This window comes from Proteus sp. G2626 (genome assembly GCF_009915985.1).
GTDB lineage: Bacteria > Pseudomonadota > Gammaproteobacteria > Enterobacterales > Enterobacteriaceae > Proteus > Proteus vulgaris.
Map to the genome: position 1 here is coordinate 101,073 of NZ_JAABNH010000029.1, position 22,795 is coordinate 123,867.

At 38.8% G+C, this 22,795-nt stretch carries 21 protein-coding genes and 2 tRNA genes; 21 read left to right on the forward strand and 2 right to left on the reverse strand.

The genetic code is table 11. The annotated features are described in order from the left end of the window. The first annotated feature begins 24 nt into the window (after positions 1 to 24). The 9 genes from GWJ05_RS16745 (at position 25) to ybgE (ending at position 11,842) form a co-directional block, all read left to right on the forward strand. Entirely contained in the window at positions 25 to 741 is a 717-nt protein-coding gene (locus tag GWJ05_RS16745) for a succinate dehydrogenase iron-sulfur subunit (protein ID WP_006537662.1), read from the forward strand. 245 nt (positions 742 to 986) lie between these two features. After that, complete coding sequence (gene sucA / locus GWJ05_RS16750) at positions 987 to 3,791, forward strand: 2-oxoglutarate dehydrogenase E1 component (protein ID WP_036938435.1); 2,805 nt, start codon at positions 987 to 989, stop codon at positions 3,789 to 3,791. 13 nt (positions 3,792 to 3,804) lie between these two features. Continuing rightward, complete coding sequence (gene odhB, locus GWJ05_RS16755) at positions 3,805 to 5,010, forward strand: 2-oxoglutarate dehydrogenase complex dihydrolipoyllysine-residue succinyltransferase (protein WP_036938431.1); 1,206 nt, start codon at positions 3,805 to 3,807, stop codon at positions 5,008 to 5,010. A 161-nt stretch (positions 5,011 to 5,171) separates the two neighbouring features. Further along, entirely contained in the window at positions 5,172 to 6,338 is a 1,167-nt protein-coding gene (gene sucC, locus GWJ05_RS16760) for an ADP-forming succinate--CoA ligase subunit beta (protein WP_036938428.1), read from the forward strand. Further along, the gene (gene sucD, locus GWJ05_RS16765) at positions 6,338 to 7,207 is read left to right on the forward strand and encodes a succinate--CoA ligase subunit alpha (protein ID WP_036938427.1); all 870 of its coding nucleotides are present in this window, start codon (positions 6,338 to 6,340) and stop codon (positions 7,205 to 7,207) included. The genes sucC and sucD overlap by 1 nt, the downstream gene beginning before the upstream one ends. A 1,484-nt stretch (positions 7,208 to 8,691) precedes the next feature. Further along, complete coding sequence (gene cydA / locus GWJ05_RS16770) at positions 8,692 to 10,260, forward strand: cytochrome ubiquinol oxidase subunit I (protein ID WP_087803660.1); 1,569 nt, start codon at positions 8,692 to 8,694, stop codon at positions 10,258 to 10,260. Between the two features lie 14 nt (positions 10,261 to 10,274). Next, positions 10,275 to 11,432 (forward strand): cytochrome d ubiquinol oxidase subunit II, encoded by a 1,158-nt coding sequence (gene cydB, locus GWJ05_RS16775; RefSeq protein WP_036938422.1) that lies wholly within the window; start codon positions 10,275 to 10,277, stop codon positions 11,430 to 11,432. A gap of 12 nt (positions 11,433 to 11,444) precedes the next feature. Then, positions 11,445 to 11,558 (forward strand): cytochrome bd-I oxidase subunit CydX, encoded by a 114-nt coding sequence (gene cydX, locus GWJ05_RS16780; RefSeq protein ID WP_004244425.1) that lies wholly within the window; start codon positions 11,445 to 11,447, stop codon positions 11,556 to 11,558. Continuing rightward, positions 11,558 to 11,842 (forward strand): cyd operon protein YbgE, encoded by a 285-nt coding sequence (ybgE, locus tag GWJ05_RS16785; RefSeq protein ID WP_036938419.1) that lies wholly within the window; start codon positions 11,558 to 11,560, stop codon positions 11,840 to 11,842. The genes cydX and ybgE overlap by 1 nt, the downstream gene beginning before the upstream one ends. Positions 11,843 to 11,932: 90 nt before the next feature. Here the strand turns inward: ybgE and GWJ05_RS16790 are convergent, their stop codons facing one another. After that, positions 11,933 to 12,820, reverse strand: a complete 888-nt coding sequence (locus GWJ05_RS16790) for a LysR family transcriptional regulator (RefSeq protein ID WP_036938416.1) — start codon at positions 12,818 to 12,820, stop codon at positions 11,933 to 11,935. 89 nt (positions 12,821 to 12,909) lie between these two features. Between GWJ05_RS16790 and GWJ05_RS16795 the strand changes: the two genes are divergently transcribed. The 11 genes from GWJ05_RS16795 to GWJ05_RS16845 all read left to right on the forward strand — a co-directional run bounded on the left by GWJ05_RS16795 (position 12,910) and on the right by GWJ05_RS16845 (position 20,704). Continuing rightward, positions 12,910 to 14,280, forward strand: coding sequence for an MFS transporter (locus GWJ05_RS16795; protein ID WP_161681516.1), 1,371 nt, complete (start codon positions 12,910 to 12,912; stop codon positions 14,278 to 14,280). Continuing rightward, positions 14,270 to 14,677 carry a hypothetical protein gene (locus GWJ05_RS16800; protein WP_036938411.1) on the forward strand — a complete coding sequence of 136 codons (408 nt, stop codon included), beginning with the start codon at positions 14,270 to 14,272 and terminating at the stop codon, positions 14,675 to 14,677. Before GWJ05_RS16795 ends, GWJ05_RS16800 begins: the two co-directional genes overlap by 11 nt. Positions 14,678 to 14,986: 309 nt before the next feature. Beyond that, positions 14,987 to 15,382: a tol-pal system-associated acyl-CoA thioesterase gene (gene ybgC / locus GWJ05_RS16805; RefSeq protein WP_036938408.1), complete on the forward strand. Its 396-nt coding sequence runs from the start codon at positions 14,987 to 14,989 to the stop codon at positions 15,380 to 15,382. Further along, on the forward strand, positions 15,382 to 16,068 hold the full coding sequence (gene tolQ, locus GWJ05_RS16810; protein WP_036938406.1) for a Tol-Pal system protein TolQ: 687 nt from the start codon (positions 15,382 to 15,384) through the stop codon (positions 16,066 to 16,068). The genes ybgC and tolQ overlap by 1 nt, the downstream gene beginning before the upstream one ends. A 22-nt stretch (positions 16,069 to 16,090) precedes the next feature. Beyond that, positions 16,091 to 16,516: a colicin uptake protein TolR gene (tolR, locus tag GWJ05_RS16815; RefSeq protein ID WP_036938404.1), complete on the forward strand. Its 426-nt coding sequence runs from the start codon at positions 16,091 to 16,093 to the stop codon at positions 16,514 to 16,516. A 27-nt stretch (positions 16,517 to 16,543) separates the two neighbouring features. Further along, the gene (gene tolA / locus GWJ05_RS16820) at positions 16,544 to 17,611 is read left to right on the forward strand and encodes a cell envelope integrity protein TolA (protein ID WP_036938401.1); all 1,068 of its coding nucleotides are present in this window, start codon (positions 16,544 to 16,546) and stop codon (positions 17,609 to 17,611) included. A gap of 142 nt (positions 17,612 to 17,753) precedes the next feature. Continuing rightward, entirely contained in the window at positions 17,754 to 19,049 is a 1,296-nt protein-coding gene (gene tolB / locus GWJ05_RS16825; protein WP_036938398.1) for a Tol-Pal system beta propeller repeat protein TolB, read from the forward strand. Between the two features lie 46 nt (positions 19,050 to 19,095). Continuing rightward, positions 19,096 to 19,590, forward strand: coding sequence for a peptidoglycan-associated lipoprotein Pal (gene pal / locus GWJ05_RS16830; protein WP_036938395.1), 495 nt, complete (start codon positions 19,096 to 19,098; stop codon positions 19,588 to 19,590). A 9-nt stretch (positions 19,591 to 19,599) separates the two neighbouring features. Continuing rightward, a complete protein-coding gene (gene cpoB / locus GWJ05_RS16835) occupies positions 19,600 to 20,367 on the forward strand; it encodes a cell division protein CpoB (RefSeq protein WP_036938392.1) in 768 nt (255 codons plus the stop codon). Between the two features lie 154 nt (positions 20,368 to 20,521). Beyond that, positions 20,522 to 20,597: transfer RNA gene (locus GWJ05_RS16840), tRNA-Lys, on the forward strand. A gap of 31 nt (positions 20,598 to 20,628) precedes the next feature. Further along, a tRNA-Lys gene (locus GWJ05_RS16845) sits at positions 20,629 to 20,704 on the forward strand. Positions 20,705 to 20,876: 172 nt separating this feature from the next. On the opposite strand, the gene GWJ05_RS16850 is transcribed toward GWJ05_RS16845, so the two are convergent. Then, a complete protein-coding gene (locus GWJ05_RS16850; protein WP_087803657.1) occupies positions 20,877 to 21,764 on the reverse strand; it encodes an aminoglycoside 6-adenylyltransferase in 888 nt (295 codons plus the stop codon). Between the two features lie 251 nt (positions 21,765 to 22,015). Between GWJ05_RS16850 and pnuC the strand changes: the two genes are divergently transcribed. After that, positions 22,016 to 22,744, forward strand: a complete 729-nt coding sequence (gene pnuC, locus GWJ05_RS16855) for a nicotinamide riboside transporter PnuC (protein WP_087803655.1) — start codon at positions 22,016 to 22,018, stop codon at positions 22,742 to 22,744. Positions 22,745 to 22,795 lie beyond the last annotated feature (51 nt).

The window sequence follows — 22,795 nt, forward strand, 5'->3', positions numbered from 1 at the left end:
TATTGAAGTTGCGGAGACTCAAATATGAAACTTGAATTTTCTATTTATCGTTACAATCCCGACGTTGACAATGCGCCGCATATGCAAGATTACACCCTCGAAGTTCCTGAAGGGCGTGACATGATGCTATTGGATGCATTAATTCAATTAAAGGAAAAAGATCCTACCTTATCGTTCCGTCGTTCTTGTCGTGAAGGTGTTTGTGGCTCAGATGGCGTAAACATGAATGGTAAAAATGGTTTGGCTTGTATCACACCTATTTCATCTTTACAGAAAGGAAGTAAGAAAATTGTGATCAGACCGTTACCTGGTTTACCAGTCATTCGTGATTTAATAGTGGATATGACTCAGTTCTATACACAGTATGAGAAAATTCGTCCGTATTTAATTAATAATGGCAAAAACCCTCCTGCTCGTGAGAACCTACAGTCACCAGAACAACGCGAAAAGCTTGATGGACTTTACGATTGTATCCTTTGTGCTTGTTGTTCAACCTCTTGCCCGTCATTTTGGTGGAATCCAGATAAGTTTATCGGGCCTGCTGGATTGTTAGCTGCTTATCGTTTCTTGATTGACAGTCGTGATACAGAAACAGAATCTCGTCTTGATGATCTTAACGATGCGTTCAGCGTATTCCGTTGTCATGGCATTATGAACTGTGTCAGCGTATGTCCAAAAGGACTCAATCCGACGAAAGCGATTGGTCATATTAAGTCGATGTTGTTAAAACGTAGTGCATAAAATAATAACCGCCCTAAAATAGTTAGGGCGGTTAATGGAAAAACTAAGTTGGGCGTTTGCGGTAAAAAGAATAAGGCGCCTTTAAACACTGTAAGACAGTGCTTAAAGGTTCCTTGAGAGCTAAAGCTCCATATTTAAAGAACCTGCGAGATAGCGGGTCATAAGAGAACCTTGCAATCGACACCGTTTAATCACGGTATTAGTTATCCACGGCGAACTAAAGCTGTATAGCTTAAGGGATCATAATGCAGAACGGCGCAATGAAGGACTGGCTAGAATCAACTTTTCTAGCAGGAGAGAATCAGTCTTACATAGAAGATATCTATGAAGATTACCTAACTGACCCAAACTCTGTTGACGAAAGTTGGAGAGAAATTTTTCAACAACTGCCCGCAAATCAAGGCGTAGAACAGTCGCATTCTCAAACCCGCGACTACTTCAGACGCCTCGCAAAAGAATCCACTCGATATCATACCTCGGTAAGCGATCCGGCAATGGACTCAAAACAAGTTAAAGTTTTGCAGCTCATTAATGCCTTTCGTTTTCGTGGTCACCAAAATGCTAATCTCGATCCGCTTGGTTTATGGAAACAAGAATCTGTTCCAGATTTAGATCCTGCTTTTCATAACCTCACTAAAGAAGACTTTGAAGAAACCTTCAACGTCGGTTCTTTTGCTATCGGCAAAGAAACGATGAAATTAGGTGATTTATATGAAGCACTGAAACGTATTTATTGCGGTTCAATCGGTGCAGAGTATATGCACATCACTAATACTGAAGAAAAACGCTGGATCCAACAACGTTTAGAATCAGTCAATGTTGCTGATCAGTTCACTAAAGAAGAAAAGTTACGCTTCCTAGCAGAGCTAACAGCCGCTGAAGGGTTAGAACGCTATTTAGGTGCAAAATTCCCTGGTGCAAAACGCTTCTCTTTAGAAGGTGGTGATGCATTAATTCCAATGTTAAAAGATTTAATTCGTCATGCAGGTAAACAAGACACTCGCGAAGTGGTTCTTGGTATGGCGCACCGCGGTCGCTTGAACGTTCTTGTTAATATCCTGGGTAAAAAACCCGCTGATTTATTTGATGAATTTGCGGGTATTCATAAAGAACATCTGGGAACAGGTGATGTTAAATACCACCAAGGTTTTTCATCTGATTTTGCGACAGAAGGGGCTCAAGTCCATCTTGCACTAGCCTTTAACCCATCTCACCTAGAGATTGTTAGCCCAGTTGTTATTGGTTCTGTGCGTGCTCGTCGCGATCGTTTAGATGAAGCACGGAGCAATATGGTGCTTCCTATCACTATTCATGGCGATGCGGCGGTGACAGGTCAAGGGGTTGTTCAAGAAACCTTGAATATGTCTCAAGCGCGTGGTTATGAAGTAGGTGGTACAGTTCGTATTGTTATCAATAACCAAGTTGGTTTCACAACATCAAATCCAAAAGATGCTCGTTCAACACAATATTGTACTGATATTGTGAAAATGGTTCAGGCACCAATTTTCCACGTTAATGCAGATGATCCTGAAGCCGTTGCTTTTGTGACTCGCCTTGCATTGGATTTCCGTAATACCTTTAAACGTGATGTGATGATTGATTTAGTTTGTTACCGTCGCCATGGTCACAACGAAGCGGATGAGCCAAATGCGACTCAGCCTCTGATGTATCAAAAAATCAAGAAACACCCAACACCACGTAAAATTTATGCAGATAAACTGGTTGAGCAATCATTGCTTGATGCTAATGATGTAACAGAGCTGGTTAATCTTTATCGTGATGCGTTAGATCGCGGTGATTGTGTTGTTGAAGAATATCGTCCAATGGGGTTACATTCTTACACATGGGAACCGTATTTGAATCACGAATGGAATGAAGAATACCCACATAAAGTAGAAAAAACGCGCTTACAAGATCTTGCTCGCAAAGTCAGTACTGTTCCGTCAGAAATTGTGATGCAATCCCGTGTTGAGAAAATTTACGCTGATCGTGCCGTTATGGCGGAAGGTGAGAAGCTTCTTGATTGGGGGGCCGCAGAAACATTAGCGTATGCCACTTTAGTTGATCAAGGTATTACTATTCGCCTTTCTGGTGAAGATGCGGGACGTGGTACGTTCTTCCATCGTCATGCCGTTATTCATAATCAAACTAATGGTTCTGTTTATGTGCCATTGGCGAATATTCACAATGCTCAAGGACAATTTAATGTCTGGGATTCTGTATTAACAGAAGAAGCAGTGCTTGCATTTGAATATGGCTATGCGACAACAGAACCTCGTGGGCTGACTATTTGGGAAGCACAGTTTGGTGATTTCGCTAACGTAGCTCAAGTTGTTATCGACCAATTTATTAGTTCTGGTGAGCAAAAATGGGGTCGTATGTGTGGTTTAGTGATGTTGTTACCACACGGTTATGAAGGTCAAGGACCAGAACACTCTTCTGCGCGTTTAGAACGTTATCTACAATTGTGTGCAGAACAAAATATGCAGGTTTGTGTGCCATCAACACCGGCACAGGTTTACCATATGTTGCGCCGTCAAGCGTTGCGTGGTATGCGTCGCCCACTTATCGTTATGTCACCAAAATCACTGTTACGCCATCCATTAGCTGTTTCTGAATTGGATGAATTAGCTAATGGTAAATTCTTACCAGTCATTGGTGAAATGGATGATTTAAAACCTGCTGAAGTGAAACGTGTTGTGATGTGTTCCGGTAAAGTTTACTACGATTTATTAGAACAACGTCGTGCTAATGAGCAAAATAACGTTGCCATTATTCGTATTGAACAGCTTTATCCATTCCCACACGAAGATATTGCGCAAATTCTTGCTCCTTACACTCATGTAAAAGATTTCGTTTGGTGTCAAGAAGAGCCTCTGAATCAAGGTGCTTGGTACTGTAGTCAGCATAATTTCCGTGATGCTATTCCTACAGGCGCAACATTACGTTATGCAGGACGTCCTGCATCAGCCTCTCCAGCAGTTGGTTATACCTCTGTTCATCAGGAGCAACAAAAAGCTCTGGTTGAAGACGCACTGAAAGTTGAATAAATAAGGATAGAAAATGAGTAGTGTAGATATTCTAGTACCGGATCTCCCTGAATCAGTTGCTGACGCATCGGTCGCAACTTGGCATAAAAAACCTGGTGATAGCATTCAACGCGATGAAGTGCTGGTTGAAATTGAAACAGATAAAGTCGTTTTAGAAGTACCTGCCAGTGAAGCAGGGGTTTTAGAAAGTATTCTTGAAGAAGAAGGCGCTACTGTTGGCTCTCGCCAACTATTGGGTCGAATTCGTTTAGGTGATAGCACTGGCATTCCAGCTGATGTAAAACCCGCTCAAGATAGCACACCAGCCCAGCGCCAAAGTGCTGATATCGCTGAAAAAGGCAATAATGATGCACTCAGCCCAACAGCGCGTCGTTTAGTCGCTGAACACGATATTAACCCTGCGGATGTAAAAGGCAGTGGTGTTGGTGGACGTTTAACTCGTCAAGATATCGAAGGTCATGTTGCTAATAAATCAACAGCACAACCTGTAGCAGAGGTTTCTCAAGCTCTGTTATCTCACCGTAGTGAAAAACGTGTACCAATGACACGTTTACGTAAACGTGTTGCAGAGCGTTTATTAGAAGCGAAAAACACTACTGCAATGTTGACAACGTTTAACGAAATCAACATGCAACCCATCAAAGATTTACGTGCTCAATACGGTGAGGCTTTCGAAAAACGTCATGGTGTTCGTTTAGGCTTTATGTCTTTCTATATTAAAGCGGTTGTTGAAGCACTGAAACGCTATCCAGAAGTGAATGCGTCTATTGATGGCACTGATGTGGTTTATCACAACTATTTCGATATCAGCATTGCGGTATCAACACCTCGTGGGCTAGTAACGCCAGTATTACGTGATGCAGATGCAATGAGCATGGCGGATATTGAGAAAAATATCAAAGCATTAGCAGTAAAAGGTCGTGACGGTAAGTTAACCGTTGAAGATTTAACGGGGGGTAACTTCACTATCACAAATGGGGGTGTTTTCGGTTCATTAATGTCAACACCTATTATCAACCCACCACAAAGTGCCATTTTAGGGATGCATGCTATTAAAGATCGCCCAATGGCTGTCGATGGTCAGGTTGTTATTCTTCCTATGATGTATCTAGCGTTGTCTTATGACCACCGTTTAATTGATGGTCGTGAGTCTGTCGGTTTCTTAGTCACCGTTAAAGAGATGCTAGAAGATCCAGCCCGTTTATTACTGGATGTATAGGTAATAAATATCGCTTTTAGGCAGGAGATGCTCCTCCTGCCTACTTAGCAACAGACACAAGCATCAAAGAAGTACAGTGTGTTCGTGAAGTCAGATTTCTCTGGCTTATAGTCAAAAAAATAAGAAAGCCCGACTTTCAACAAGATTATGGATAGAACATCATGAATTTACACGAGTATCAGGCAAAACAGCTTTTCACACGGTATGGATTACCAGCACCTGCTGGTTTCGCCTGCTCCACACCGCGCGAGGCAGAAGAAGCTGCATCAAAAATTGGTCAAGGCCCTTGGGTTGTGAAATGTCAGGTTCACGCGGGTGGACGTGGTAAAGCGGGCGGCGTAAAAGTCGTTAAATCTAAAGAAGAGATCCGCGCATTTGCTGAACAATGGTTAGGCAAACGTTTAGTGACTTATCAAACAGACGCTAACGGTCAGCCTGTCACACAGATTTTGGTTGAAGCTGCAACTGATATCGCTAAAGAGCTTTATCTTGGTGCGGTTATTGACCGTGGTACCCGTCGCGTTGTCTTTATGGCTTCAACTGAAGGTGGCGTAGAAATTGAAAAAGTGGCGGAAGAAACGCCAGAACTTATTCATCGCGCAATTATTGATCCACTGACAGGCCCTATGCCTTATCAGGGAAGAGAACTTGCCTTTAAACTGGGTTTAAAAGGTAAGCAAGTTAGTCAATTTGCTAAAATCTTTATGGGATTAGCCACTATTTTCTTAGAGCGTGATCTTGCGCTAATTGAAATTAATCCTCTGGTTATTACGAAAGAAGATGATCTGATTTGTCTTGATGGCAAATTAGGTGTAGATAGCAATGCATTATATCGCCAACCTGAAATGCGCGAACTGCATGATCCATCGCAAGAAGATCCGCGTGAAGCGCAAGCTGCACAGTGGGAATTGAACTACGTTTCATTAGACGGCAACATTGGTTGTATGGTCAATGGTGCAGGTTTAGCAATGGGGACGATGGATATTGTTAAACTTCACGGTGGCGAGCCCGCTAACTTCCTCGATGTAGGTGGTGGCGCAACAAAAGAGCGTGTAACAGAAGCATTTAAAATTATTTTGTCAGATGAAAATGTCAGTGCTGTATTAGTCAACATTTTTGGCGGTATTGTTCGTTGTGACTTAATCGCAGACGGTATTATTGGCGCAGTTGAAGAAGTTGGCGTTAATGTTCCTGTGGTTGTTCGTCTTGAAGGAAACAATGCAGAGTTAGGCACCCAGAAATTAGCGGATAGTGGATTAAATATTATCGCAGCGAAAAGTCTAACTGATGCCGCGAAACAAGTTGTTGCAGCAGCGGAGGCAAAATAATGTCTATTTTAATCGATAAAAATACTAAAGTAATTTGCCAAGGTTTTACTGGTAGCCAAGGAACATTCCACTCTGAGCAAGCAATTGCTTATGGTACACAAATGGTTGGTGGTGTTACACCGGGTAAAGGGGGGACAACTCACTTAGGTCTTCCTGTATTTAATACTGTACGCGAAGCGGTTGAGGCGACAGGTGCTACGGCGACAGTTATTTATGTACCTGCACCATTTTGTAAAGACTCAATCTTAGAAGCGATTGATGCTGGCATTAAACTCATCATTACTATTACAGAAGGTATTCCTACACTGGATATGCTAACGATAAAAGTAAAATTAGATGAAGCTGGCGTACGTATGATTGGCCCTAACTGCCCAGGTGTTATCACGCCAGGTGAATGTAAAATTGGTATCATGCCTGGTCATATTCATTTGCCTGGTAAAGTGGGAATTGTATCTCGCTCAGGGACATTAACTTATGAGGCTGTTAAGCAAACAACGGATGTTGGCTTAGGCCAATCAACGTGTGTTGGGATTGGTGGTGACCCAATTCCAGGCTCTAACTTTATTGATATTCTGAAGCTATTCCAAGACGATCCTCAAACAGAAGCCATTGTGATGATCGGTGAAATTGGTGGTACAGCGGAAGAAGAAGCGGCTGCTTATATCAAAGATCACGTAACTAAGCCAGTTGTCGGTTACATCGCTGGTGTGACAGCCCCTAAAGGTAAACGTATGGGACATGCGGGAGCTATTATTGCGGGCGGTAAAGGTACCGCTGATGAGAAATTTGCAGCACTTGAAGCTGCGGGTGTTAAAACAGTGCGTAGCTTAGCAGACATTGGTGAAGCAATTAAATCAATGATTAAGTAAGTAACAATACTGTTAATAATTTCAGGTTGATACTATCTTAAATGCCAGTTTCTTAAAAGGAGACTGGCATTTTTTATATCTAGTTTCATTTAAATACCTATACTTATTACGAGTCGGTAATTAATACATCAAGTATCTCTATCGTTTTATACTAACATATTGTTTTATATTGTCTTTTTTAATATGAATATCTATACAAAAGTTCTTTTTTTCTTTTCATAGTTTTTTTCATAAACTAAAAATAATGATAAATGTTATGAATATTCATTATGTATTATTAAAAATACTATTTTAAATGCATGTTTTTAGATGCAAAACATACTAACAAAAGAAAATAAATCGTTATTTTATGTTGATATTATCATGTGTTTTTCTATAAATATTGTAATAACAGTGTCTACATCTACGCTTAGATATCGCTGTAAGGCTCATTTTTACTAAGAAGATGTTTTTTTAAACATGTTAATGAGTTAGCGAAAAGGAGGAGTGGTAAGAGGGGTTATATGAGAAAAAATTCTTTTATTATGATTGGGCATCAAAAAGTGGATTAACGCCGAACAGGTGTCCATTTACACCTATAAAATGTAATGATGAAATGCTTATAATTGTTATGAAGAATATTCCACTTAAAGAATAAAATTCAATAAAGAAAAGTGAAAATTCTTTTTTATAGTATTGAATTGATTGTTTTTTGACTTCATCTATCTTGTTGATTTAAATGTTTATTTTTCTAGTCATTAAATTGTTATTTTGCGATTTAGATATATAATACAGATTTATTACAATTTACTAATCTAAAATATAAAACAAAGTAAATAGTAGTTAATATTAAAAATAGATAATCACTATTAGGTTTTATTTTTATTTTAATTTGATAAATTAATAAAAAATCATTTTCTGTATTTACATATTTGTAAATTTCAACTTATTAATTAATATATTATTTTTTTAAAATATTTATTTTTTACCTGAAAAAAAATGATTTTGATATTAAAATTAATAAAACACAACTAAATGTGTTTATTTTTAGGTCTTTTATGAAAATAAAAAGTTAATTTTATTATGGAAAATATAAGGAGATAAATTACACTTAAAAATAAAAACAACATGGCATTAACACAATGGTAACTATTGGGTAATTTATTCGCAACTAGTTAACATTAAAGTGTTTTTTTGATGTAGGTCAAGTTATTAATTGTGGCAAAAATTTCTGAATATGCTTAAATTGGCACACGATCAAATATGCTGTTACAAACCTAAAAGTCGTATTGTTGACCTAAGCTCAGAATTCAAATCTGGGTCACGCAAAATATATTTATTATATGTAAATATAAGCGTACTATTTGTAAGGTATTGTGTTTTTGGTCTTTAATATTCGTTGTTGTTTTTAGAGGCATTTATTGCTGGTAGTTATGAGGCTTTATAATTTAATAAAGTCGGGTTGCCGCAAGTCGGTGTCTTCCTGCTAGGAGCAAGGAGTCAAGATGTTTGATATTGTCGAACTGTCACGGTTACAGTTTGCCTTAACAGCGATGTATCACTTCCTGTTTGTCCCATTAACGCTCGGTATGGCGTTTATGCTGGCGATCATGGAAACGATATACGTCCTGTCTGGCAAACAAGTTTACAAAGATATGACAAAGTTCTGGGGTAAGTTATTCGGTATTAACTTTGCTCTGGGTGTCGCAACTGGTTTGACCATGGAGTTCCAATTCGGTACTAACTGGTCATATTTCTCTCATTACGTTGGTGATATCTTCGGTGCGCCTTTAGCAATCGAAGGTCTGATGGCATTCTTCTTAGAATCAACTTTCGTCGGATTATTCTTCTTCGGGTGGGATCGTTTAGGCAAGAAGCAGCACTTAATGGTAACTTGGTTAGTTGCTTTCGGTTCTAACTTCTCTGCACTGTGGATCCTCGTTGCGAATGGTTGGATGCAAAACCCTGTCGCTGCAGACTTCAACTTTGAAACCATGCGAATGGAAATGTTGAGTTTTGCTGATCTGGTTTTAAACCCTGTCGCTCAAGTTAAATTTGTTCACACCGTTGCTGCGGGTTACTGTACTGGTGCATTCTTTGTTTTGGGTATCAGCTCTTACTACCTACTCAAAGGTCGTGATATTGGTTTTGCAAAACGTTCTTTCGCAGTTGCTGCTACTTTTGGTATCGCTGCTGTATTATCTGTTATCGTACTGGGTGATGAATCTGGTTACGAAATGGGTGACGTACAGAAAACCAAACTGGCTGCGATTGAAGGTGAATGGCATACAGAAGCAGCGCCAGCTGCATTCAATTTGATTGCATTCCCTAATCAAGAAAAAATGGAAAACTCGTTCGCATTACAAATTCCTTATGTTATGGGGATTATTGCAACGCGTTCTTTTGATACGCCAGTGTTAGGTCTTAATGATCTGATGAGCCAGCATGAAGTTCGTATTCGTAATGGTATGAAAGCATACGAATTATTAAGCGAACTGCGCGCCGGTAATACCGATCCTGCTATTCGTGCCGCATTTAATGACGCGAAACAAGATTTAGGCTATGGCTTATTACTTAAGCGTTATACTGATAAAGTTGTTGATGCAACAGAAGAGCAAATCAAATCTGCTGCAAAAGACACCATCCCTAATGTCGCACCTCTGTTCTGGTCATTCCGTATCATGGTTGCCGCAGGCTTCCTGATGTTACTGGTTGTTGCGATTTCCTTCTGGACTGTTCTGTCTAACCGCATTGGTAACTACAAATGGTTACTGCGTGCTGCCCTGTTTAGTATTCCATTACCATGGATCGCAGTGGAAGCAGGTTGGTTTGTTGCAGAATATGGACGTCAACCATGGGCGATTGGTGAAATCTTGCCTACAGCAGTAGCAACTTCTTCATTGACACAGGCTGATATTCTAGTATCTATGGGACTTATCTGTGGTCTGTATACCTTGTTCCTAATTGCTGAAATGTTCCTGATGTTCAAATTTGGTCGCCTTGGCCCAAGTAGCCTGAAGACGGGTCGCTATCACTTTGAACAGAAGACAGCTTCTTCTGCACAAAGTAAGTAACACAGGAGTCCACTATGTTTGATTATGAAGTATTGCGGTTTGTTTGGTGGCTACTGATTGGTATCTTACTGATCGGCTTTGCAGTCACTGATGGTTTTGATATGGGTGTTGGTGTGTTATTACGCGTTATCGCGAAAGATGATACAGAACGCCGTATTTTGATTAACTCTGTTGCGCCTCACTGGGATGGTAACCAAGTTTGGTTAATCACAGCGGGTGGTGCGTTATTCGCTGCATGGCCAATGGTTTATGCTGCGGCATTCTCTGGTTTCTATTTCGGTATGATTTTCGTACTGGCAGCATTATTCTTCCGTCCAGTTGGCTTTGACTACCGTTCTAAACTAGAGTCTCCGAAATGGCGTGGTATGTGGGATTGGGGTATCTTTATTGGTAGCTTTGTTCCGCCGCTAGTTATCGGTGTCGCTTTTGGTAACCTGTTACAAGGTGTTCCATTAGAAGTCGATAGTATGCAACGTGTATCTTATAACGGTACGACTAATGCGCTGATTAACCTGTTAAGTCTATTAAACCCATACGGTTTACTCGCAGGTATTATTAGCTTAATGATGATCGTTGCACACGGTGCAAGCTATCTTCAAATGCGTACTACTGGTGAGTTACATGAGCGTACTCGTAAAGCAACTTACATTACCTCTTTAATTACTTTCATTGCTTTTGCGGTAGCGGGTGTGTGGTTAATCTATGGTATCGATGGCTTCATTGTGACTAGTGCTATTGATACAGCAGGCCCTTCATCTCCACTACTGAAAACTGTTTCTCACGAAGCAGGTGCTTGGATGACTAACTACAACAACTATCCAGTATTATGGGTATTGCCGGCCTTAGGTCTGTTATCTCCATTACTGGCAATTGTTGCCACTAAAGCAAATAAAGGTGGTTGGGCATTCCTGTTCACTTCACTGACAATTGCATGTGTTATCCTGACTTGTGGTGCAACTATGTTCCCATTTGTGATGCCGTCGAGCACATTCCCAGATGTGAGCTTAACAATGTGGGATGCAACTTCTAGCTTGTTTACTCTGCAAGTAATGACCGTTGTTGCGATTATCTTTGTACCTATCGTTCTCCTTTACACTATCTGGTGTTACTGGAAAATGCATGGTCGCCTCGATAAGAAATTTATCGAAGGTAATAATCATACTCTTTACTAAGGAGCATAGAGAATGTGGTATTTTGCATGGCTTCTAGGCACACTCTTCGCTTGTAGTATTGCGGTGATCGCAGGACTGGCTTACGAGCATGCTGAAGCAAAAAAAACTTCAGAAAGTGAAGAATAATGTTGGATAAAAGCTACCAACTATTAGACAAGGGCCCTATTAGGGCTCTTGTTTTAATCATGGCGTTGGTCATGGCATTTTGTGTTATGTGGGATCCTAGTCGATTTGCAGCGAACACAAGTTCATTGGCTATTTGGCAAGGTATATTACTAATTTGGTCTGTGTGTGCAGGTGCGACTTTTGGTTTAGCATTCCGGCCTAAACATAACATCGCAAAATGTTTATTACACCCAATCCCTGCAATTATTATTCTAGTTGTTGGGCTAATTTATTTCTTCTTATAAAAAAACACCTTATTTCTGATCATGTAATGAAAAAGAAATAAGGTGTTTTCTTTTCTAAATTCTCCTTTTAAGCACTTCTATATTCTCACGTTATAACTGGATATTCTCTTTCAGATAATCAATAAATAAACGCGTTTTTCTTGGAATATACTCACTATAAGGAAAAATAATATTAACGGATTGTTTTAAGAGTGGAATTTCAGGAAATAACACGACTAATTTTTTTTCTAATAATTCTTGATGAATATACCAATGTGGCAAAATAGCCATCCCAGAGTGGGCTAGCACCATTTTTTTTAATGCTGCAATAGTGTTTGTTTCAAAATAAGCATCTTGAGCTAACTGAGAGAGTAGGGTATTAAATTCTGAAGACGATGAAAGCTTACTTTGACGTAAATTACTATTTGCTAAATAAGGAACAGTGTTTAAATCGTTAATTGTTTTTATTGAAAAATTTTTCAACAAATCAGGTGTTATCACTAAATTTATCTCATAATTGGCCAATTTTGTAGAACGATAATTACTGTCTTTTAATAAACCAAGGCGAACAGCAAGATCAAGTTTATGATTGATTAAATCTTCGATAGAAGAATTAAATGCATATTGTACTTTTAGTTTTGGGTGTAATTGCATAAATCGATTAAGTAATGGCAAAATGTAATGTTCGCCAAATTCAGCCGTTGAGCTTAATCGCAACGATCCTTGCAAATCTTGCTGTCCTAATCGCGCTTTATCTAAGGTTTGTTCTAATTGACTTAATACAAGGCGAAAATCTTGATAAAGCATTTCACCTGTTTCAGTCAGTGAAAAGCGTCGAGTATTACGATTGAGGAGTGAGACGTCTAATTCTGTTTCTAATGTTTTGATATGAATACTTACCATCGATTTACTTAGGCGCAGATATTTTGCCGCCTGAGTAAATGATCCTGTATCAACAACAGCAATAAAAGAGCGAATGCGATCAATTTGGTTTTGCATGATTGTTTACTCTGATTAAACAATAAGTTCTATTTTGTCAGATAGACGAAATTCGTCAATCTTCCGTACTCTATGTACGGAGGATTTTTATGACTTATCGCTATCGAATTGCATCTATATTTCTACTAGGTTTCTTTATAGATTGTATTAATATTTTTATGTCAGCGATTGCATTACCTGCAATCGCTGACGATATGCAGATTTCAATCGTTTCTGTTACATGGGTTTCAAATAGTTATATTTTGGGATTAACATTAATTATTCCATTAAGTCACTGGCTATCTCAACGCTTTGGAATTAAAGCATTAATGGTAATATCAATGTTGATGTTTAGTTTGTCTGTAGCACTAGTGGGATATTCACACTCTTTTAGTGAGCTTATTTTTTGGCGCTTTATTCAAGGGGTAAGCGGGGGGCTATTAATTCCAATTGGGCAGGCATTAACTTTTCAATATTTTCAAGGGGATGAGAGAAGCAAGATCTCAACTTTTATTATGGGAATAGCCCTGATAGCCCCAGCAATATCACCCACTTTAGGTGGATTTATTGTTGATACAGTTTCATGGCGTTGGGTCTTTTATAGCAATATTCCGTTCTCATTATTAACTGCATTTCTAGCATTTATTTGGGTAAAAGAGCCATTATCTAAAGAAAATACGATACCTGATATCAAAGGTGTCATTCTTATTAGCTTGATCATTGTATCTGGGTTGTTCGCTTTATCTGCTTATGGTGAATATCACTCAACATTGCTTGCTTTACTTATAGCCATATTTTTAGTGAGCTTTGTCGTACTCTATTATTGCCATTATCGACATCATTTATCACCCGTTATTAATTTAGCATTATTGAAAAATAGAAATCTATCACTCTCTATTTTTATTTATTATTGTATTCCTGGTATTTTTACTGGAGTGAATATTCTCGCTATTTTTTATTTACAACAATATTTAAAATTCACAGGTCAAAGCACAGGAATTTTTATGTTGTTGTATGCAATTGGCGCTTTTATTTCAATAATCATAAGTGGTGCTATTTATAATAAATTAGGTATGAAGTGCTTATTTATTTTTGCTTTATTATTACACAGCATTGGTATTTTTTTATTAACGTTTGTGAATAGTAATACCGATATACCTTTATTGGTTATTGCTTATTTAATTATTGGTATAGGTGGGGGAATAGGTGCAAATACTGCACAAACAACGGCATTATACGACTTTAGTTCACAAAAATTAGTTCAAGCAAGTGTCATTTGGAATATTAATCGACAGGTGGTTTTTAGTGTTGGTGCAACGATGGTCGCTATGTTGTTTAATATTATCTCTCTTTTTTATTTACCACAAACTGCTTATAGCATGACGTTTTTAATATGCGCTTTAATTGGCCTATTACCTCTTACATTATTATTTACGTTAAAGAAAAAAAGCATTACACAGGAAATACAAGATGAAATTTAATACTAATTCAATTATAGAAAGCATTAAATCTTTACATGATGAGATTGAAGCTGTTTTTACGCAATCTCCACTTTCTGTTGATGCAATAGCTAAGATAGAAAATATTTTATCTAGTGAGTTTTCGATGGTGGGAATCAACGGAAAAACAGTGAATTATGATGATGTTATCGCGATGTTCAGACAAAATGTAGGGAAAAGACATGGTCTGAAAATAAAAACAGATAATTATAAAATAATTTATCAATCAGATTGTTTGGCTTTTGTCAGATATCAAGAAACACACAGTGAAAATGAGAAAATTCTTATGAGGGAGTCAGTGGCACTATTGAGACGCAATTCTCATGAGATGAGTTGGCAATGGCACTACCTACATGAAACACAAATCATGAATAATTAATTGATTTATATGAAAAACCAGTCTTGTTACTGGTTTTTTTTGTCATTAAAAATAATACTAATAAATAAGACAATCTATGAATTTCTAATTAGCAAGCATTTTTATGCTGTCTTAATAAAAATATTTTTTCTATTCGGAGCACAAAGCATATTGCGTGTTGCAAAGAAGAGTTTATGATTGGCGCCTGAAAACTGTGTTTTCTATTCTTTACGTTACTATGATTCCCTTAGAGCGACCTCTTAAGTATAGTTAAGTAACCTATAGCTTAATTATTTATGGACTTAACTCGGAAAATGTAAGGAAGATATTATGCAGTTTCTTTGGCCTGTTCGTGTTTATTATGAAGATACTGATGCTGGTGGTGTAGTCTATCACGCTAGCTATCTAAAATATTTTGAACGCGCCAGAACAGAACTACTCAGAGAAAAAGGTTTTCATCAGCATGATTTACGGGAGTATGATCATGTTGTATTTGTTGTACGTAAATTATCAATAGAATATATTGCGCCAGCTCGACTCGATGAGCTTTTACAAGTAGAAAGTGAAATTACCCTATTACGTGGTGCTTCAATGACATTTTCTCAAAAGCTTATTAATCAAGATGGTTGTGTTTTGTGTAGCGCAGATGTGCTCGTTGTCTGCGTAGATTCATTAAAAATGAAGCCTGTAGCGCTTCCTAAGTCCATTATCGCGGAGTTTAAGTAGTGGCTGACATGAATGTTATCGATCTCTTTCTGAAAGCAGGGCTTTTAGTTAAGTTGATCATGTTGATTTTAATCGGATTTTCTATTGCATCTTGGGCGATTATTATTCAGAGAACCAAAGTCCTGAATGCTGCCGATCGTGAAGTTGCTGATTTTGAAGATAAATTCTGGTCAGGTACTGATTTGGCTCGTTTATATAAAGATAGCCAAGCTCGTCGTGATGAGTTATCAGGCTCAGAGCAAATTTTTCATTCCGGTTTTAAAGAATTTGCACGTTTACATCAAGCAAACGTTCATGCCCCAGATGCAGTCGTAAATGGTGCATCAAGAGCAATGCGTGTTTCTTTCAATCGTGAATTAGAATCTCTAGAAACTCATATTCCTTTCCTTGGTACTGTTGGTTCTATCAGCCCATATATTGGTCTGTTCGGTACAGTATGGGGGATCATGCATGCATTTATTGCATTAGGTAGTGTTAAACAAGCAACATTACAAATGGTCGCACCCGGCATTGCTGAAGCGTTGATTGCAACAGCTATCGGTTTATTTGCGGCGATCCCCGCAGTTATGGCTTATAACCGGTTTACACAACGTGTAACTAAACTGGAACAAAGTTACGATAACTTTATGGAAGAGTTTTTGACGATTTTACATCGCCAAGCTTTTGCCTCAGCAGAAAAGAAATAGTTAACGCAGAAGGAGATAGCTGATGGCACGGGGTCGCAGTAGCCGCCGAGGCGTAAAATCAGAGATTAACATTGTTCCTTTGCTTGACGTATTGTTAGTGCTTTTGCTTATTTTTATGGCTACAGCACCCATTATTTCGCAAAGTGTTGAGGTTGATCTTCCTGAAGCAACAGAGACACAAACTGTTTCAAGTAGCGATAATCCCCCAGTGATAGTCGAAGTTGCAGGTGTTGGAAAATATAATATTCGTGTTGATCAGGAAATATTAGAATTATTGCCTGAAGAACAGATTATGGCTGAAGCGAAACGACAATTGGAAAAAAATCCGAAAGTTGTCTTTCTTATTGGCGGTGCTAAAGATGTTCCTTATGATGAGATAATTAAAGCGCTCAACATGTTACGTCAAGCAGGTGTCAAATCTGTAGGTTTAATGACTCAACCTATGTAATAGGTTGAAATAAGTTTGGATAATAGCGTGGGAAAGAAGACGAAGCCAATCCGAAGTAAATTGAGCGGTTCAGTTATCTTGTCTACCGCCTTGCATTTGCTTGTTATCGCATTGCTTATCTGGGGGTCATTAACTCAGAAATGGGATTTAGGTGGCGGCGGTGGTGAAGACGGGCAAGTTATTGATGCTATTATGGTTGATCCTAATGCTGTCGTGCAACAGTATAATCAGCAAAAAGCACAACAAGCTAACGTCCAAAAAGCAGAGCAAGAACGTAAAGCGCGTGCTGAGCAACAAGAAGAAGAGTTGCGTCAGCAGCAGATGAAAGAACAAGAACGATTGAAAACCTTAGAAGTTGAGCGTTTACAAGCAAAAGAGGCAGCAGAAGCTCAAAAACGTGAAGCAGCGTTAGCTGCCGCCAAAGCGAAAGAAGAGCAAAAAGTGGCAGAAGAAGCGGCTGCACAAGCGAAAGCAGAGCGTGATCGTATCTTAAAAGAACAAGCAGACGCAAAAGCACAAGCTGAAGCTGAAGCAAAAAAACAAGCAGAATTAGCCGCGAAGCAAAAAGCTGAAGAGGCCAAAGCAAAAGCTGAGGCTGATGCTAAAGCAAAAGCTGAAGCAGATGCAAAAGCGAAGGCTGAGGCGGATGCTAAAGCGAAAGCCGCTGCTGAAGCCAAAGCGAAAGCTGCCGCAGAGGCCAAAGCAAAAGCAGCAGCTCAACAACAGAGTAAAGCTGTTGATAGCTTGCTTGATGGCTTAATGGCTGATGGTAACAAACAAAGCGGTGCATCAGCAGCGGGACAAGGTGGTGGAAATCGTACTGGTGCCAATGGTGAAGGTGTTGATCGCTATAAAGGTCAACTGAAAATTGCAATAGAACAGAAGTTCATTGATCCAGAGTTATATAAAGGTAAAACGTGTGAACTAAGAATTAGTATTGCACCTGATGGGATGTTAATTAATGTGAAGATTGTAGGTGGTGATCCCGCATTATGCCAAGTGGCATTAAGAGCGGCAAATACCGCTAAATTACCGAAACCACCGAAAGATGTTTATGAAGAAGTAAAATCGTCAGTAATTGAGTTTAAACCATAAAACTATCTGATTGTAGGAAAACATACACTAATTTATAGCTATTTTAGAATGTTATTGATGCGTTGTATGGTGTTGTTGAAAAGCGTTTGTTACTATTCTGTGCGTTATTGCGTAATAATCGCAATAATAAAAGGGAGACATGATGAAGCAGGCATTAAATGTTATCTTCGGACTTTTAATTTTATGCGTAACCACTCTGGCTAACGCTGAAGTTCGAATTGAAATTACACAAGGGGTGAATACTGCACGCCCTATCGGTGTCGTTCCTTTTAAATGGGAAGGTACTGGTCAAATGCCAGAAGATATCGCTGGTGTGATTGCAGCTGATTTACGTAATAGCGGAAAGTTTAATCCTATTGATGTATCACGTATGCCTCAACAGCCTGTCACGGCTTCTGAAGTCCAACCTGCATTATGGACTGCATTAGGGATTGATTCTGTTGTTGTTGGACGCGTACAACCGTCAGCGGATGGCCAATATTTAGTAAGCTATCAGTTAGTTGACGTTGCTGGCTCTCCAGGCGCGGTTTTATCTCAAAGCGAGTTTAAAGTCCCATCTAAATGGCTACGTTATTCTGCTCACACGGCCAGTGATGAAGTGTTTGAAAAACTGACTGGTATTCGTGGCGCATTCCGTACACGTATTGCTTATGTTGTTGTGACTAATGGGGGCGCATATCCTTATGAATTGCGCGTTTCTGACTATGATGGCTTTAACCAAGATCGTGTTTATCGTTCATCACAGCCATTAATGTCACCAGCATGGTCACCAGATGGTGCTAAACTGGCTTATGTAACTTTTGAAAGCGGTCAATCTGCTTTAGTTGTACAAACATTAGCAACAGGTGAAATTCGCCAAATTGCATCATTCCCAAGACATAATGGTGCACCTTCGTTTTCACCAGATGGCTCTAAACTTGCTTTTGCTCTTTCTAAGAGTGGTAGCTTAAATCTGTATGTGATGGATTTAGCAAGTGGGAATATGACACAGGTAACCAATGGCAGAAGCAACAATACCGAGCCAAATTGGATGCCAGATGGACAAACCTTGGTCTATACTTCAGATCAAGGTGGACGTCCACAAATATACAAAGTTAATATTAACGGTGGAACGCCTGAACGTATTACGTGGGAAGGTAAACAAAACCAAAACCCAGCAGTAAGCCCAGATGGTAGTTTCTTAGTTATGGTGAGTTCTGAAAGCGGTAGGCAACATATCGCTAAGCAGGATCTAGAAACGAATTCCGTACAATATTTAACAGATACGTTTCTGGATGAAACGCCAAGCATCGCGCCTAACGGCACAATGGTTATTTATAGCTCTACACAAGGCTTAGGCACCATTTTGCAGCTAGTATCGACTGATGGACGTTTCAAAGCGCGTCTTCCGGCGACTGATGGTCAGGTTAAATCACCTGCCTGGTCACCGTTTATGTGATGCATAAGAATTATGTATGGCAAACAAAATAAAGGAACAAATAGAGATGCAATTAAACAAAGTGTTTAAAGGGTTGATGTTAGCATTACCACTCGTTGCTGTAGCAGCATGTAGCTCAAACAAAAACGAAGATCAAACTGACACAAACAATGTACCAGTTGTTGAACAAGGTCCTACTGCTGAAGAGTTAGCTCGTCAGCAATTAGAACAACTGAAACAACAAAACATCGTTTACTTCGGTTTTGACAAATATGACATTAGCTCAGATTACGCTAGCCTATTAGATGCACACGCTGACTTCCTGCGTGCTAATCCATCAGTACGTATCACTGTAGAAGGTCATGCTGACGAACGCGGTACTCCAGAATACAACATCGCTCTGGGCGAACGTCGTGCTAACGCTGTGAAAATGTACCTACAAGGTAAAGGCGTATCTGCTGATCAACTGTCAATCGTATCTTACGGTAAAGAAAAACCAGCTGTACTGGGTCATGACGAAGCCGCTTATGCGAAAAACCGTCGTGCAGTACTGGATTACTAAGAGAACGGCATGAACAACAGTAACTTCAGACCTTTCTTGATGAGTCTGTTGTTACTGGTTGGCGTAGCGGCTCCTGTAGCCGCTATTGCCCAAGCGCCAATCAGTAATATCGGTTCTGGTTCGACCGATGAACGACTCGCCCAACTTGAGCGTTTTTCAAATGCTCACAGCCAGCTTTTGACTCAATTACAGCAACAACTTGCTGATTCTCAGCGTGATATTGATATGTTACGTGGTCAAATTCAGGAAAACCAATACCAGCTAAATCAAGTTGTCGAACGCCAACGCAATATCTATCAACAATTGGATAGCCTAGGTGGCGGAGCTTCAACATCGACAGAAGCCACTCAACCTGATAATGCTACTTCTTCAACACCTTCTGCTACAACTAATTCTGGGCAAGGTGATGAGAAGGCCGATTATAATGCTGCAATTGATATCGTATTGAATTCAAAAGATTACGATAAGGCAATTGTTGAATTAAACAACTTTATCAAAAACTATCCGAAGTCTAGCTATCAATCAAATGCACATTTTTGGTTGGGTCAGATGTATTACTTAAAAGGTAATAAGGATCAGGCAGCAAGTACATTTGCTATCGTTGTTAAAAACTATCCGAAATCTCAAAAAGCAAGTGAAGCCTTTTATAAAATTGGTCTGATCATGCAAGAGAAAGGGCAAAAGGATAATGCTAAAGCTATTTATCAACAAGTGATTAAGCAATATCCAAATAGTGCGGGCGCTAAATTAGCGCAAAAGCAGTTAGCAGCACTCTAATTATTGACCCCGTAATGTAAAATCTTACATTTTCGGGGTTAAATGATTGTTTTTTAAACGCTCGATTGTTTTTTTGAAAAAAAACATTGCACAAAAACATTAAATCAGTATTATTACCCGCCGTTGCCACAGAGAATGTGGCAAATTCGAAAAAGGGTCGTTAGCTCAGTCGGTAGAGCAGTTGACTTTTAATCAATTGGTCGGGCGTTCGAATCGCCCACGACCCACCATTTTCGAATACCAATCCGTTTTTATTGAAATGGGTCGTTAGCTCAGTCGGTAGAGCAGTTGACTTTTAATCAATTGGTCGGGCGTTCGAATCGCCCACGACCCACCATTTCAAACCCTTCCTTGATTATTTACCATCGTTCTAATAATTAGCCACATTATCAATTAATGTCTCTCCAGTTTTTCTGATAATGCTATCTAATCTCTGGACTGAATAACTAAGATAGTTTTTTCAAAATTGAAAAAAAGACCTCACACTTTAATTAAAAATCACTTTGAAATCAGTAATGGCAAATAATTGATGACGTAATCTGGGTATATTCATTTTCAGTCAAAAGTTCATTGTCAATAAGCCAATTACTCACTTGCTCTTGGGTTTTTTTTGCGGTATCAAGGGAATAATCAAGCCGTTTTGATGCATCAATAAAAAAAGCCATCATAATCGAAAGGGCTGCGGCTGATTCATAAGGTGTACTCATTGCAAGTGTACTTTCTAATGATCGTAATGAATAAAATTTAGGTAGCCATTCTTTCAGATTTTTTCCTTGATACCACACATCTTGTGTTGGTGCGGTGTGTAACGCAACTTGTTCAAGTAACGCGATTAGCCATTCACGCATATCGTTCATGCGATAATTAGCAAACCAAAATTCATGGCGTAAAATGGCTATAGCGACCTGTGACGCTTCAAACCAGAATTCTTGAGCATTATTGTAAGCTTGCTCTTTAGTGAGCGTAGGTGGCGTTATGGTGCTAATTTCAGGAAGTCCGTCACATAAACCTGTTTTATCAAGTAAGATTTGGTATCCACGCTGGTAAACTGGGCTAAGTCCTTCTGTTTTCATGTTAAAAATACGCTCAGGCTCTGCCATCATAATATCCATTTTGCGACCTTGAGCTAAAACATGTAGGTAGATAGGCCAAAATTGACCTTTGGGATCTTCACAGTCCAATTGTAAGCTGACAAGGCTATTTCCAAATTGTGATAGCCAATGTTGGTTTTTTGCGAGCTCTGTCGCGCCATAACCGATAAGCTCTATATCAATATCAGAATAACTGTCTATCTTTTTATTACGCCCTAATGATCCTGTCAGTATTACAGCTTCAATTCTGGGATCAAGGAGAGCAAAAGATAGTGTGCGATCGATTAAGCGTGTTGTTGGCTCCATATTTCTCTCTAATAATTAAAATGTATAAAGTTATTTGTCGTTTTTATTGTTTAAAGCGTAAATTAGAATAATTTGTTTAGTATATAAAACACTTTTTTGTTATTTTTATAGCTCAATAATATAATGTTTAGTATTAAAAACTAAGTACCATTATAAATATGAATTTATAATATATCTTTACTACTTTGCAAAGATGTCGCAATAACCCATATTTTCTTTGTTTTTTTCTATGATTAAGTCGGGGTTGTAAAATGGATGTCATGAGTTGGTTTAGTATCAATAATATTTTAGTCAATATTCCACTTGGGCAAGGTGGATACCCACTTTCGTGGATTGAAGCTGTGGGCACTATAGCAGGTCTCTTATGTATATGGCTTGCAAGTCAGGAAAAAATAATTAATTACTTATTTGGACTGATTAACGTCACCTTATTTGCCATTATCTTTTTCCAAATTCAGTTATATGCGAGTTTATTGCTTCAAATTTTCTTCTTTGCAGCCAATATTTATGGATGGTACGCATGGAGCAGAGTAAATGATTTTGAGCAAGCTGAACTAAGAATTCGTTGGTTAAAACCAAGCCATCGTCTTTTTTTAATTATTGTTTCAATAGCTGCTATTGTCGCTTTGACCTTTAATATTGATACTGTATTTGGTTATTTAGCCATTATTGCTGTTGATATCTTAAATGTCTTTGGTGCAAATTTAGCTACGCCAGTGCTTGAACCTGATGCTTACCCATTCTGGGATTCTACAATGACGGTTCTTTCTATTGTGGCGATGATCTTAATGACGCGGAAATTAGTTGAAAACTGGTTAATTTGGTCCGTGATCAACGTGATTAGTATCGTTATATTTTACAAGCAAGGTGTTTATGCCATGTCTGTTGAATATATTATTTTATTGGCCATCGCGATTAATGGCTCTCGTTTGTGGATCAAAACAGCAAAACGTACTAGCAGAAATAATTATCTCTCCTAATAAAAAAGGCTGGTAGAGTTATCTTTCTCTCCAGCCTTACTATTCATTGTT

Excerpts from the sequence above, each read along its gene's own strand:
- pnuC (WP_087803655.1), top strand. The coding sequence starts at position 22,016 with ATGGATGTCATGAGTTGGTTTAGTATCAATAATATTTTAGTCAATATT.
- ybgC (WP_036938408.1), top strand. The coding sequence starts at position 14,987 with ATGCAGTTTCTTTGGCCTGTTCGTGTTTATTATGAAGATACTGATGCT.
- GWJ05_RS16850 (WP_087803657.1), bottom strand. The coding sequence starts at position 21,764 with ATGGAGCCAACAACACGCTTAATCGATCGCACACTATCTTTTGCTCTC.
- sucA (WP_036938435.1), top strand. The coding sequence starts at position 987 with ATGCAGAACGGCGCAATGAAGGACTGGCTAGAATCAACTTTTCTAGCA.
- tolB (WP_036938398.1), top strand. The coding sequence starts at position 17,754 with ATGAAGCAGGCATTAAATGTTATCTTCGGACTTTTAATTTTATGCGTA.
- tolR (WP_036938404.1), top strand. The coding sequence starts at position 16,091 with ATGGCACGGGGTCGCAGTAGCCGCCGAGGCGTAAAATCAGAGATTAAC.
- odhB (WP_036938431.1), top strand. The coding sequence starts at position 3,805 with ATGAGTAGTGTAGATATTCTAGTACCGGATCTCCCTGAATCAGTTGCT.
- GWJ05_RS16745 (WP_006537662.1), top strand. The coding sequence starts at position 25 with ATGAAACTTGAATTTTCTATTTATCGTTACAATCCCGACGTTGACAAT.
- ybgE (WP_036938419.1), top strand. The coding sequence starts at position 11,558 with ATGTTGGATAAAAGCTACCAACTATTAGACAAGGGCCCTATTAGGGCT.
- cydX (WP_004244425.1), top strand. The coding sequence starts at position 11,445 with ATGTGGTATTTTGCATGGCTTCTAGGCACACTCTTCGCTTGTAGTATT.
- pal (WP_036938395.1), top strand. The coding sequence starts at position 19,096 with ATGCAATTAAACAAAGTGTTTAAAGGGTTGATGTTAGCATTACCACTC.
- sucC (WP_036938428.1), top strand. The coding sequence starts at position 5,172 with ATGAATTTACACGAGTATCAGGCAAAACAGCTTTTCACACGGTATGGA.
- GWJ05_RS16790 (WP_036938416.1), bottom strand. The coding sequence starts at position 12,820 with ATGCAAAACCAAATTGATCGCATTCGCTCTTTTATTGCTGTTGTTGAT.
- GWJ05_RS16795 (WP_161681516.1), top strand. The coding sequence starts at position 12,910 with ATGACTTATCGCTATCGAATTGCATCTATATTTCTACTAGGTTTCTTT.
- cpoB (WP_036938392.1), top strand. The coding sequence starts at position 19,600 with ATGAACAACAGTAACTTCAGACCTTTCTTGATGAGTCTGTTGTTACTG.
- cydB (WP_036938422.1), top strand. The coding sequence starts at position 10,275 with ATGTTTGATTATGAAGTATTGCGGTTTGTTTGGTGGCTACTGATTGGT.
- sucD (WP_036938427.1), top strand. The coding sequence starts at position 6,338 with ATGTCTATTTTAATCGATAAAAATACTAAAGTAATTTGCCAAGGTTTT.
- GWJ05_RS16800 (WP_036938411.1), top strand. The coding sequence starts at position 14,270 with ATGAAATTTAATACTAATTCAATTATAGAAAGCATTAAATCTTTACAT.
- cydA (WP_087803660.1), top strand. The coding sequence starts at position 8,692 with ATGTTTGATATTGTCGAACTGTCACGGTTACAGTTTGCCTTAACAGCG.